This window comes from Flavobacterium phragmitis, from assembly GCF_900112575.1.
Taxonomy (GTDB): Bacteria; Bacteroidota; Bacteroidia; order Flavobacteriales; family Flavobacteriaceae; genus Flavobacterium; species Flavobacterium phragmitis.
In genome coordinates this window covers 20,596-34,041 of the sequence record NZ_FOMH01000017.1, presented here as the reverse complement: position 1 = coordinate 34,041, position 13,446 = coordinate 20,596, and the positions used below count along the sequence as shown (strand labels likewise).

Annotated in this window: 9 protein-coding genes; 4 read left to right on the top strand and 5 right to left on the bottom strand. The window is 36.0% G+C overall.

Annotation, left to right across the window (positions count from 1 at the left end; translation table 11 throughout):
• The first annotated feature begins 5 nt into the window (after window positions 1-5).
• The 3 genes from BM289_RS23355 to BM289_RS23345 are packed head-to-tail and all read left to right on the top strand — an operon-like array spanning window position 6 to window position 3,910.
• Window positions 6-1,403, top strand: coding sequence for a DUF4960 domain-containing protein (locus BM289_RS23355; protein ID WP_091498401.1), 1,398 nt, complete (start codon window positions 6-8; stop codon window positions 1,401-1,403).
• 21 nt (window positions 1,404-1,424) lie between these two features.
• Window positions 1,425-2,981, top strand: coding sequence for a glycoside hydrolase family 32 protein (locus BM289_RS23350; protein WP_091498399.1), 1,557 nt, complete (start codon window positions 1,425-1,427; stop codon window positions 2,979-2,981).
• A gap of 23 nt (window positions 2,982-3,004) precedes the next feature.
• The gene (locus tag BM289_RS23345) at window positions 3,005-3,910 is read left to right on the top strand and encodes a carbohydrate kinase family protein (protein ID WP_091498396.1); all 906 of its coding nucleotides are present in this window, start codon (window positions 3,005-3,007) and stop codon (window positions 3,908-3,910) included.
• A gap of 129 nt (window positions 3,911-4,039) precedes the next feature.
• Here the strand turns inward: BM289_RS23345 and BM289_RS23340 are convergent, their stop codons facing one another.
• Window positions 4,040-4,726, bottom strand: a complete 687-nt coding sequence (locus BM289_RS23340) for a DUF4386 domain-containing protein (protein ID WP_091498394.1) — start codon at window positions 4,724-4,726, stop codon at window positions 4,040-4,042.
• Between the two features lie 223 nt (window positions 4,727-4,949).
• Between BM289_RS23340 and BM289_RS23335 the strand changes: the two genes are divergently transcribed.
• On the top strand, window positions 4,950-5,864 hold the full coding sequence (locus BM289_RS23335) for a glycoside hydrolase family 16 protein (protein WP_091498391.1): 915 nt from the start codon (window positions 4,950-4,952) through the stop codon (window positions 5,862-5,864).
• An 89-nt stretch (window positions 5,865-5,953) separates the two neighbouring features.
• Here the strand turns inward: BM289_RS23335 and BM289_RS23330 are convergent, their stop codons facing one another.
• The 4 genes from BM289_RS23330 to BM289_RS23315 form a co-directional block, all read right to left on the bottom strand.
• Window positions 5,954-7,345, bottom strand: coding sequence for an endo-1,4-beta-xylanase (locus tag BM289_RS23330; RefSeq protein WP_091498388.1), 1,392 nt, complete (start codon window positions 7,343-7,345; stop codon window positions 5,954-5,956).
• Between the two features lie 120 nt (window positions 7,346-7,465).
• Entirely contained in the window at window positions 7,466-8,569 is a 1,104-nt protein-coding gene (locus BM289_RS23325) for a CIA30 family protein (protein ID WP_091498385.1), read from the bottom strand.
• Between the two features lie 7 nt (window positions 8,570-8,576).
• Window positions 8,577-10,100 (bottom strand): RagB/SusD family nutrient uptake outer membrane protein, encoded by a 1,524-nt coding sequence (locus BM289_RS23320; protein ID WP_091498383.1) that lies wholly within the window; start codon window positions 10,098-10,100, stop codon window positions 8,577-8,579.
• Between the two features lie 60 nt (window positions 10,101-10,160).
• Complete coding sequence (locus BM289_RS23315; RefSeq protein ID WP_244165444.1) at window positions 10,161-13,220, bottom strand: SusC/RagA family TonB-linked outer membrane protein; 3,060 nt, start codon at window positions 13,218-13,220, stop codon at window positions 10,161-10,163.
• Window positions 13,221-13,446: the final 226 nt, after the last annotated feature.

The following is a 13,446-nucleotide window of genomic DNA, read 5'->3' as shown; positions in this document are numbered from 1 at the left end:
GCAATATGAAAAAAGCTTTAAATAAATATTGGACCAAAGTGTCTATAGCATTGGCGATGATTTTTATGATTACTGCCTGCGAAAATAGTTTTGAAACTGGCGGATTTGATGTGAGTTCGCCATCCAATGTGCTTTCATTCAAGTTAAACGGAGTTTCAGGGAGCATTGATCAGGCAACAGGAAAAATTACTGTTGTAATGCCTTATGGATCAGATATAACTGCTATAAAACCAGAAGTTGTTTTTGTAGAAGGCGCAACATCAAATCCGGAATTAAATTCGGCGATGAATTTTACAAATCCGGTAAAATTTAGAGTGGTTAATGGTAATTTATATAAAGATTATACGGTAACCACAACCGTTTTGAGTCCAATTAAGAGTTTTACAATTAATGGCGTTGCAGCAACTGTAAACGACATTAGTAAAACCATTAATATGACGCTTCCTGAAAATACAGATTTGACAGCGCTAAAACCAGTAATTGAAACAACTGCTGGTGTTACGATTTCACCTGCTTCAGGAGCAACAGTTGATTTTACAAATGCAGTTACTTTTGTAATAACATCAAACGGGAAAAGTGTTAATTATACAGCAAATGTTGGAGTTCCAGTTACAGGATTAACTGTGGCATTTTTAGGAACTGCGGCTACAAGATCAGGAATTACAAATATGGATGAAGTTACGGCTTCAAACTGGTTGTTTGATAATTTCCCGGGAGCGAAATACATTTCTTTTGAAAGTATTCAAAACGGTGCTGATTTAAGTGATATTGATGTGATTTGGTGGCATTTTGATTCGGCTACAAATTTACCTTCTGTGGCTTATAATCCTAACGTTACTAATGCATTAAAAAACTTCAGAACAAATGGCGGAAACTTGCTTTTGACTTCTTTTGCTTCACAATATGTCGATGCTTTAGGAATTGTTCCGTCAGGAAAAGGACCGAATAATGTTTTTGGAGATTTTCTTCCAAACGGTTTTGTAGACGGAAATTCATGGGGAATGTCATTCGTTGGTCATGAAGATCATCCAATATTTCAAGGTTTAATCACTTTTGAAGCCGGAAAAGCCAATTTATTGCAAAGCGGCACTTTCAGATTAAACCATACGGCATGGTGGTTTTTACCGGAATGGGGCGGATACAATAATGGAGAAGGCTGGAGAAACCAGACCGGAGGAACCAATCTCGCAAGTGAAGCTTGGGATAATGAACTGAACGGAAGAGTTACCATTGCAGAATTTCCAAATACAAGCACAAATAAAAATGTAATTGTTATTTCTATGGGGGCTTATGATTGGTACAATGAAACGAATAGTAGCGGAGTGCCAAGTCAGGCAAATGAGTTTATCACAAACATCAAACTGCTGACACAAAACAGTATCAATTATTTAGCAGCAAAATAATCCACTTTGAATTTAATTAAAATGAAATATAGAAATATAATCACAATTGCCTTTATTTTCTTTTCACTTGTTTCTTGCAGTCAGGATGAAAATTATATTGGAGGTTCTATTTCAGGAGGAAATTCTGAAATTACAAGTGTTTTTCCTGTTCCTCCGGCGCAATGGATGGGTACAACAGATCCCTATTATAGTGCAGGTTATACCGGAGATATTATGCCTTTTTTCGATAACGGAAAATTTCATATTTATTTTTTGCATGACGCACAGAATAAACCTGCCGGAAAAGGATTTCACGATATTCATGAATACCAGAGCACAGATTTATCGCACTTTACCTATGAAGGTCAAACCATTCCGTATGGTACAACTTTGGAACCAGATTTTGCAATAGGTACAGGATCGGTTCTCAAAGTGGGTAATCTCTATTATTTTTATTATACAGGCCACAATGAAAATCCGGCTTTTGTCCAGTCGAATGCAAGAGAAAGTGTTTTATGTGCAACCAGCAGCGATTTGAAAAAATGGACAAAAGTTCCGTCTTTTAAGATTACAGCTCCGGCGGGATATTACAACTATGATTTCAGAGATCCGCATGTGTTTTATAATGATGAATTGAAAAAATATTCAATGCTGGTAAGTACGCAGACAGAACCAGGAAGAAAAGCTGTTTTGCTGCATTATACAAGCGCAGATCCTGCATCAGGAAAATGGGATGTTCAAGCTCCAATTTATACCACAACGCCTGAAGATAATTATCTGATGATGGAATGTGCGGATATTTTCAAAATGGGAAGCAATTGGTATTTGATTTTTTCTGAGAATTGGAGTGGCAACAAAGGAACGCACTACAGAATTTCATCATCTATAAACGGTCCGTGGACAAAACCGGAAAATGACAGAATCGACGGAGAATATTTTTATGCTGGAAAAACAGCTTCTGACGGAAATAAAAGATATGTTTTTGGTTGGAATGCGAGAAAAACGCCTGAGAATGATTTAGGAAACAAGGATTGGGCAGGAAATATGGTTATTCATGAATTGATTCAAAATTCAGATGGAACTTTGGGAACGCAATCGCCGAAATCGGTTAAGGATTTATTTTCGAAAAAGAATGCTACTGCAGAAATAGATGCTATTTCATCAAATGCGACAGCTAATAATGGAACTTATTCTTTATACGGAGAAACAGAAAAAGCAATGGTTACTTTTAAAAGTGTTGGTAAGAAAGTCAAAATAAAAGCCGAAGTCACTTTAGCGAAAGCTAGCGGAACAACCGGATTTGTTTTTCATACAAATGATACAGGAAGCTATTATAAAGTAGTTTTAGATATTGCTAATGCTAAAATAAGCGGTTATAATTCGGCTTCACAGGAAATGACACGCTTGCCATTTGCTTTTCAAATCAATACAAAATACACTATTGAAATAATTGCCGAAGGAAGTGTTGTAGTAGTTTATATTGACGGAAAAGTAGCGCTAACCAACCGTATTTATGGAAGAGACAAAAACAAATGGGGTTTAATTGCTGAAGGACAAACGAGTACAATCTCAAATCTTCAGATAACCCAGCCTGAATAAGAACAATAATAAAATATTTTAGAATGAATAACGGAAAAAACCTTAAGGCGGTGGCATACGGAGAGGTACTTTGGGATGTTTTTGCCAATGAAAAAAAGATTGGCGGAGCACCATTGAATGTTGCCCTGCGAATGAAAACGCTGGGTTGCGAAGTGGCCATGATAAGCTGTGTAGGCAATGATGAAGACGGGAGAGCAATAAAAGAGCAAGTGAAACAACTGGGACTTGAAACGGATACAATCGTAGTTTCTGAAGATTTTCCAACCGGTTTGGTTAATGTTACCTTGAATGAGCGTGGATCGGCAACTTATGAAATCAGTTATCCGTCTGCCTGGGATAAAATTGAATTGAATGAATTGGCAAAAGCAACGGTAAAAGCGGCTGATGTTTTGATTTATGGAAGTTTGGTTTGTCGCGACGATGTTTCAAGAAAAGCTTTGGAAGAACTGCTTCAGAACGATGTTTATAAGGTGTTTGATGTGAATCTAAGAAAACCACATTATACCTATGAAATTCTGAACCAGCTTATGCTATCGGCTGATTTTGTAAAATTTAATGATGAGGAATTGCTTGAGATAACGGCAACTATGAATTCTCCTTTTACAAGTCTGGAAGACAATATGCGTTTTATTGCAGAGAAGAACAAAGTGAGGGCCATGTGTGTCACTAAAGGAAAACACGGCGCTTTATTAATGTGGGAAGGAGAACTTTATCAGAATGGGGGATATCCTGTTAAGGTATCCGATACGGTTGGAGCAGGAGATTCCTTTCTAGCAGCTTTAATCACATCGTTGCTTACAGATAAAACACCGCAGGAGGCAATTGATTTTGCGTGCGCGGTAGGGGCTCTAGTAGCCGAGTCTCCAGGAGCAAATCCTGAAATTTCACATTCCAGAATTGAAAATCTGGTAGGGAAAGTTAAAATCTGATGTTTTAATCTTGAAGTAAATATTTCCCCTTAGGTTTGTCGGGTTGGTGTTTGTCTGTGCAAGCAGGCCTGATGTCTTTTGGCATCAGGCTTTTGTTTTGAGAGTAGCAAGAATTCTGTAACATCAGGTTTATTCTTTATTTTTTGCTCCTACGAACAGCAGCCACAGACAAGTTCCAATCTCACCGAAAGCAGGTAGCAATCCTAAGTATTGACTTAGACCAAGTGTTTTGTAAGAATCTGATAAAGTGTTGCCGAAATAGTTTATCAGATAGCCCAAACAGCCAAGTACCAAAAATACCCCCAGCAGTTTTGGTAGGAAACCGGATCGGTATGTAAGATACCCAAATGGTAAAAGCCATAATCCCCAAAAAACAGTTGAGATCAAAATCCCGTTATCATATTGGTTGAGATACAGCATCGTCTGGGCGTGAATTTCTCCTATCGAATATGCACCCTGTTGTCTGGATATCTCAACTAAGTAAAGAATTGCATATTTATTTTGTAGATTTATTAAAGAAATAGGAACACTTACAATGGCCAGAACTGCCATAATTTTTGCTGCAAAGCGATTGACAGACCCTAACAGCTGATAAAGTACTAATGGAAGGAAGATAAAAGTTACATAACAGATCACACTGCTTGCAATACTCATTCGGAACAAGGTTTCATTGTTCCGAATATTCTCAAATGTACGCGATGGGGAGTCCCATGCAAATAACTGATTGGGAACATATGCCAGACTGAACATTCCTGTTATGACTATTATAAGATAAAGTAAGCCGGAAATTTTTGAAAGTTTTCTTTTGTTTACCATTGTTCTATTTTTTCATATAAGACACAAAATATTCTATATTGTTACAATTGTATTTTTTTTTAGAATACACGAGTTTGGTTACTGTCTTCCTGCTTTATTTTGCTGGTACACAACAGAATGCAACATCTATGCTATTAACCGCTTCAAATCTGTTATCTAGTCTTATCATATAAAGTTACTTTTATTATTTAATTGAAATTAAATAACCTCTAAACCACAAATTATGAGAAAAGTAAACACCATTACATTACTATTGACCTGCTTTCTAGGATTTTCTTCATGTGCTGAAAATGCTTTGAAGGAGGAAAAAAAGGCAGATACCAATGCAAAGGAAAGTACTCAGAAAGTTGCCGGATCGCCTTGGGTGAAACAATTTGAAGATACTTTTGATGTTGGCTCCGGTTTGTCGCAATGGACAAAGGAACAAAGGGCCGATTATAATTCCTGGTACTGCGATTATTCTAGCTCAGTGCCGACCACTCAATGGAGAGACGGCAAACAATGCCTGGAAATTAAGACAACAAAACTGAACGCTTATAAATACCAGTCGGGTTTCATTACGTCTAATTATCAATACAAACCGGAAAATAACACTGAGTACATGCTTTCTGCTAATATTAAGCTAATAGCAATGGATGGCGGAACCTACAAATCTTTTAAAGATACATACGGTGCCTGGCCGGCTTTTTGGTCCGTGCAGGGCAATGGCTGGCCGACAAAAGGTGAAATCGATATTATGGAAGGTTATTCTTTTGCGCCTAATGCAAGCCGTTTTACCTCCAATATTTTTTATGGAACATCTGTCGGAGCAAATTTATTGGGAAATGCAGCAGAAAGAAATTATCCGGCTAATTTTAACGTCGATGGAAATAATGGATGGCATTTATATGAATCTTTCTGGAGAATGAAAGACAACGTTGTCACGGTAACTATTAAGGTTGATAATATAACGGTTGCAACTTATACCAATGGTAGCGTATCAAATTTAAATTTTAATAATTTCGGTACGCATTCCATTATTTTCAATATAAATGTAGGTTCAAAAGATTCTAATTTTATTGATCCAAATAAAATAAACTTATTTACAACTGTAATGATGTGGGTAGATGATGTTACGGTGTACAAAAGGCCAATTTAAATCAGGATAATCATTCTACGGGATAAAAAAGCCTGCGAAATTATTTCGCAGGCTTTATTTTTTTTAGATTTCAGATTGGGATTTTGAATTTAATCTAAACCTTCCAAAAAACCTGTATGTGAACTTTTAATTGCAAAATTGGAATCGTACAATAAAGGCCAGTCATTCCCCGGGTGATTCAGTTCAGTACTGTAAGGGATCCATGATTCATTGTCTCTCATTCCCCAAATGGTAAGGGCATATTTATTTGCGGCAGGAAGCGCATTGTAAAGCTGTACCATTTCTTTGTATTTTGCTTTCTGGGCGAGTCTTCTTTCGTTTGTAAATGAAGTGATATCATTAAATTGATTGACTTGTATATCTAATTCAGAAACGTGAATTTTCAAACCTTTTGCTACAGCTCGGTTAAGATCTGTTTCTATTTGAGATTTGGTCGGACTTAAATAAGTATTATGCATTTGGAAACCAACACCATCAATAACTTTTGCCGTTTTTAGATCATCTAAAATACTAAACACTTTATCTTGTTTAACGATATTGGTTGAAGTCGCATAATCATTGTAGAATAACAATAAAGATGTATCGCCTGCCGCAGTTGCCGCATTTCTTGCCCACTGAAAACAGTCTTTTACGTAATTTGGCCCCATTCGTTTAAGAAAAATGGTATTTCTCATGACACCGCCGTTGTCATCTACGGCTTCATTAACAACATCCCATGATTTTACTTTTCCTGCATAATGTGTAACTACATCAGTAATGTATTTTTTTACTTCTACAGCAAATTCAGCATCAGTGCCCGAAAAATCTTTTAACCATTGTGGCACCGCATTATGCCAAACTAAAGCATGACCATGAACGTTGATTTTATTAGCATTTCCATAAGCCACAATTTTGTCTGCAACAGCCCAGTTGTAAACACCGCTTGCAGTTGAGATTTGATCCATTTTCATTTCATATTCGGCAGAAATACTGCTGAATTCATTTTTCAATATGACATCATAAGGAGTTCCGTTGGTTAATTGGGAAGCTTTTACAGCCATACCAATAAAAAATGGATTTGCCAGTTTATTTGCTTTTACTTTTAAGAAAGTCGGATCTTCAGGAATACCGCTGGAACCCGTAGTGACAACACTAATTACATTGGAATAATCTGAAATCTGAGTTCCTGTTTTGGCTCTTACTCGGTAATAATATTGCGTTCCGCCAGTTAGTCCTACAACGACTTCATTTAAATCGGTAACCTCTTTTGCATTATAATTTGGTACAAAAGCCGAAAAATTTTCGTTGGTCGAAACATCTAATAGATAGCTTTTGGAATGGGAAACGTAATTCCACTTTGCTCTAAAACCATTATCAACAATGTCTTTTGGAGCGTTTGCAACTGGTGTTTCTAAAATGTCCAGTACTGCATTGTCGTCTTTTGAACAGGCATTTAAAAAAAAGACTAGACTAGTCAGCATCAATAAAAATCTAATTTTCATACTGTTTTTTATTATAGAATATTCTTTTATAGAATGATCTTATTTATAATTATTTGTTTGGTTTAATAAAAGAGGCTTCTTTTTATTAGAGCCTCTTTTAAAGTTATTATGCAAGGTCAGTTATTGATAACGAATTTTAATATTATCAAATTTGATGGCGCTTGGGTTAGGGGAGTCTCCTTGAGCGATTCCGACTTTAATTTCATTAATTTTAGACGGATTTAAAGTCTCAGCTGTATTAGACCCAAATCCATAATTGTCTTTGAAATCAGCTATTGATATGGTTTTGGTAGTCCAGTTTATATCTGTAATTTTAAAATTGTAACCATAGTTTACACCATCAATAGTATTTAATTGAATGGCAAACTGAGCCCCAACAACATTTGCACTTACATCCATATCAATATAGGCCTTTGTGGCATCTGTATTAGAAGTGCTTAAGAAGCTGGCTCCGCCTCCGCCACTGCTTCCATTGTAACCATTGGCAGTTGAACCAGCCCAGACTAATGTGGCGTAATTTCCTGTTGGGCCACCCGCTGTACTTGTATTAAAACTTTCTACGTCGCCATAAGATGTCCACTCCGTTCTTGCTCCATTTCCGTCGAAATCAGATATGAGAACGATTGTGGCAAAATCTATTGTTTTCTTTGCAGAACCTCCCGGTGTAGTGATTACCAACTCTGATCCCGAAACGGCATTGGCAGGCAGACCAATAATAATTGATGAAGACGATTTTGTTGTATAACTAAGTGCCTTTCCTCCTAAGGTTATAGATGAGATATTATAAAACCAAGTACCTTCAATTTCTAATGGAAATCCTGGAGTTGCTACAGCTGGAATTGTTTTTGTAACTGTTGGAACAGGTTGCAAAAGCTCAATATTTTTAGTTATTGAACCAGTTGCAGTTATAAATGTGATAGGCTGTACACCAAATCTGCTCCCTAGTTTTTCATCAAAAGGAATAGTAAAAATAAACGCTTTATCCGAATTATAGTTTGGATTAAAACTGATATCAATTTTATTATCCAGCGTAATCTTTTTTAATCCTTGTAAACCTTGGCCTTCGACTCTAACTTTATTTGAAGGAAAGGCCTGATTCAACAAATCCCCTGGTTCAGCAACCATAGCCTCTACATTAGCCGTTACCGAATCGTTATTTTCACAGGCTGTAAAAGCAACCAATGCGAAAAGAATTAGAATTCTATATTTTATTTTATCGATCATAGTATAATTAATTAAAGTTAAAAGGAACAGGAGCTTCTAATAATGATGGATTAGTATCAATAGCAGATTGCGGTAGAGGCAGTTCAAAATAATTGCTTCCTGGAGTTATTTTTCTGGAAATCAAATTTGTTCTCGCATCGTCAGAATAGAAACCAACTTCCTGCTGCGAAATAATCGCTGTTGCTTCAGCTAGACCACGGCGTTTTAAATCGAAAAAGTATTGTCCCTCAAGTGCAAATTCAATTCTTCTTTCATTAAAAAGTTCGTCTCTTGTCAATACTGTTTTTGCAGGCAATCCTGCTCTAGCTCTTACTTCATTGAATGAACTTAAAGCAGATGCAGAATTGGTAGAACTTGCTCCAGCCAGAATTGCTTCAGAATTCATTAATAAAATGTCGGAATATCGCAGTATGATAGTATTTTGCGAAGTTCTCATAAAGAATACATCATTTCTTTCTGCAGCAGAACCTACAATGTATTTTCTAAAATTAGCCGCTGTAGATGAGTATATTTTTTTGTATGTAAAACCACCTTGATTTTTTAGCAGTTCTGGATAAAAATCGCCGTCAGTCATAATGGTGCTCTTTTTTCTGGTATCTTTTGGTTCAAAGCCGTTTTGAAGTGAGATAGAAGGCAGATAAACGCCCCATCCGTCTGCGCCACCAGTAATTCCTGTGCCTCCAGGAACTATATAAGCTTGATTTGTATTTTGTGTTCCCCATTCTGTAGCAATTGCTTTCCATTGTAAGGCAAACATGCTTTCTGCGCTATTATTATTTTCTGGACTGCTGAATAAGTTTCCGTAATCTTGAATTAAAATATATTGATTTCCTATAATTTTCTGCGTTAAAGTGGCGCATTCTCCATATTCATTCAGGGTTAAATGAACTTTTGCAAGAATCCCCATAGCGGCATATTTCGTAATGTATCCTTTCTTTACTGCTCTTTCTGGTAAATTTTCAACAGCAAATTGTAGGTCCTGTTTAATGAATTTATAAACATCAGAAACAAGATTTCTCTTTGGCTGTGCTGCAGAACCTGCCTTGTTTATAATAGGTACGGCTCCAAAAGTTCTTACTAGATAGAAATAAGCATTTGCTCTCATGAATCTTGATATGGCGATAGCATTTTTGTATGATGCTTCTGGAAGTTCACTTTTTCTAGCCTCGACTAAACTCATTAGATTATTAGACTGGTCGATAACCGAAAATAACGATACATATCCTTCGGTAAGGATTGGATTTTGTGAAGTTACCTGAGCATCTTTGAACTGCGCATACGCACCATCAAATGTAAATGCATTTCCGGCATACATATCTCCAACAGCAATCAGAAATTTATCATTAAAAGTAAACCATGGTTTAAAGTACAGACTCTCTGCGATTCCGTCAAAAGCTGTAACTCCTTCAGGTAAATCTCCAGGTGTTAATTGATTTTCGGATGGGGCATCCAAAAAATCATCAGAACAGGAAAATAAAGACAGCAATGGTATGAGCATTCCCATCATAAAAAGTTTAAAAAGTTTTTTCATAACTATTTTTTTATGTTAACGATCGTGAATCATTAAATTAAATGTGTTTTTTTATCAGTCTTAGAATTCTAAATTCACTCCTACAGAAGTTGTTCTTGGTACAGGATAGCGCCCTAAATCAATACCGCTTAGGGTTATATTCTGATCTAAATTTCCTAATGCAGGATCAAAACCAGTATATTTTGTAAACGTGTATAGATTTTGAACATTTATATACAATCTTACTTTAGATATAAAAGAGTTCTCAAATATCTTGCTTGGTAAATCATAGCTCAACGATACATTTTGAATTCTTAAATAAGAACCATCTTCAACAAAACGATCTGAGATTCTTCCGTTTCCATTTGGATCGTTAAGGGTAATTCTAGGAACGTCTGTATTTTCGTTTATACCAGGTTCAAAAGCATGGATTGCCTGAGTGCTGACATTTCCAAATCGGTCTCCAAATCCTGGATAAATTCCGTCTATATAGTGACGTGTAAAATTATAGATTTGGTTGCCTTGGCTTCCTGTTAAAACAATTCCGAGATTAAAGTTTTTATATTTAAAGTTATTGGTAACAGCATAAGTAAAATCGGGAATAGCATCTCCAATTGCCGTCTGGTCTTTACTGTCAATTTTCCCATCACCGTTAAGATCCTTAAAACGGATATCGCCAATTCCTGTTCCTGCTTCCTGAACAGGCCCTGCAGCTAATTCGGCAGCATTTTTAAACAAACCATCCGTTACATATCCGTAAAACTGTCCTACTGGTTGTCCTTCTGTAGTTCTGGTAACGTTGTATAAGTCGAATTGTACTTTTCCTAATAAAGATTTTCCTTCGCCTTGAAAACGAGTAAGCTCATTATTGTATTTTGAAAAAATAATGGTGCTGTCCCATGTGAAATTTTCTGTTGCAATATTTCTTGTATTTAAAGTAAGTTCGATTCCCTTTGTTACAATTTCTCCAGTATTCAGGTAATAATTGAGCGCGCTTTGATTTGATTCGTCATTAATTTGTTTAGTCAAGAAATCGGATGAATTTTTAACATAATAATCAAAATCTATTTTTACTCTGTTATTAAGCATTGCTAATTCAAAACCGGTGTTAAAGGATTTTAGTGACTCCCATTTGATATCAGGGTTTCCTAAATTGTCGATTGTTGGCGAAACGCCTCCAAAAGGAGATGAAAGCAATGATAGAATGGTCTGATATCTGTTTGCTGGAATATTTTGATTTCCAACCGTACCATAACCTGCTCTAAATTTCAAGTAATTTATACTGTTTGACAGAGGCTCAAAAAACTTTTCGTTGCTAACTGTCCATCCTCCAGAGAATGAAGGAAAATAACCCCATTTGTTGTTGGGCCCAAAGTTTGATGAAGCGTCAGCTCTTATAGAAGCAGAGAAAGAATATCTGTCTGAAAAGCTGTAATTTAATCGTGAAATATAGGAGGTCATTGACCATCTTCCAGAACCATTTCCGTTTACCGCAGTGTCAATATCTCCAATATTTAAATTCGTGAAATTTTTGCTTAAAAATTCACCAGATCTATAACCGCTTAAATATTCATAGCGACTTTCTTGTGCTTCCTGACCTAATAAGAAAGTAAAATTGTGTTTCTGGTTGATTGTTTTATTGTAGGTTAAATAATTTTTGATGTTCCAATAGTAGCTTTGATCCTGCTGTTTGAATGATTTGTTTAAAAGCTCGGTTACATTTCCTAAAGTATATTTAGGTGCAAAAGTGCTGCTTTTCGCAAAATTCAAATCGTAGCCTAATTCAGTTCTAAAAACTAATCCTTTGATCAGCGTAAAATCGGCAAATAGATTTCCGTTTATTTTAAATCTTTCTGTAGTTGAATTATTATATTCTGATAAAGCGATTGGATTAGTAGCCTCATTTGCCGAAGATCCTAAACCGCTTGTTGGGCCAGCATAAGAACCGTCGGGAGATCTAACCGGTAATTCTGGTGATTGTCTTAAGGCATTCATTACTAAACCTCCTCTGTCATCATTACGTACCACTTGCTGGGACGATTTACTTACAGATAGGTTGTTGCCAATTTTCAGCCATGATTTCACATTAGAATCAACATTTAACCGCATTGATAATCTGTTGAAATCTGAATTCAAAACAATCCCTTCCTGATCAAAATAGTTCAAAGAGGTATAATAACGTGTTCCATCTTTTTCGCCAGAAAATGATAGCTGATGGTTGTACATGGTAGCAGTTCGGAAAAGTTCATCCTGCCAGTTGGTTCCATTTCCTAATAAATTAGGTTTTTGATATTGATAAGGAACAGGCTCGCCATTTAATTTGTAAATTTTTGCCTGATAAGCGGCATACTCCGGCAGGTTTAAAACATCAACTGTATTTCTTATTTCCTGAGTTCCTAAATAGGTTTCGTATGCGAATTTTGACTTTCCTTTTTTTCCTTTTTTAGTTGTAATTAAAACTACACCATTTGCCCCGTTTGCACCATATATGGCTGTTGCCGATGCATCTTTTAAGATGTCAATCGTTTCAATATCTGAAATATTCAAACCAGACAAAGCTGAATTTTTAGTTTGTCCATTTCCTCCACCTAAAGCACTGAATGAAAAAGTATCGTTGTTTTTATCCGCAAAAACTGGTGTTCCGTCAATAACATATAAAGGTTCATTCCCATTAATAGAAGTAATTCCTCTAATTTGAACAGAAATTCCTCCTCCCGGAGTCCCTGAATTTTGAGTAACATTTACACCTGCGGCTTTTCCAACAAGAGCTTGATCGATAGATGTAAAAGGTTTGTCCTGAATTTCGGAAGCTTTAATAGAAGAAACGGCTCCATTAATATCTTTTCTTTTTGATGTTCCGTATCCTATTACAACAACTTCATTTAATTTTTCAAGGTCGCTTACCATTACTACCTGCATCACTGATTTTGTATCTGCGGGCAGTGATAGATTTTTGTATCCTACATAACTAAAAAGCAACATTGCTTTTGGTTCTACATCGTTTAATACAAAACTACCGTCAAAATCGGTAACCGTTCCGTTTTTTGTTCCCTGTACTATTACACTAACACCAGGGAGGTTGGCACCGCCAGATGTTACTTTACCCTTAACAGTTTGAGCGTAGAAAAAATTTCCCCACATACATACTATTAAACACAATAGTTTTTTTAATGTTCTTTTCTGCATAAAAATTTGGTTGTTAGTTTACTTAAATAATTAGTGTTAAGTTTTGTTAAAACATTTAATAATTCGAGTCTTCTGTTAGTTGATTTTTTGAGTTTATAACAAGAAAGCTTTTTTCTTAAATATTTCTTAACGAAAGTAAAATGTAGCGGTATGCTATTGTAGAATAGATGAAGCATATTCT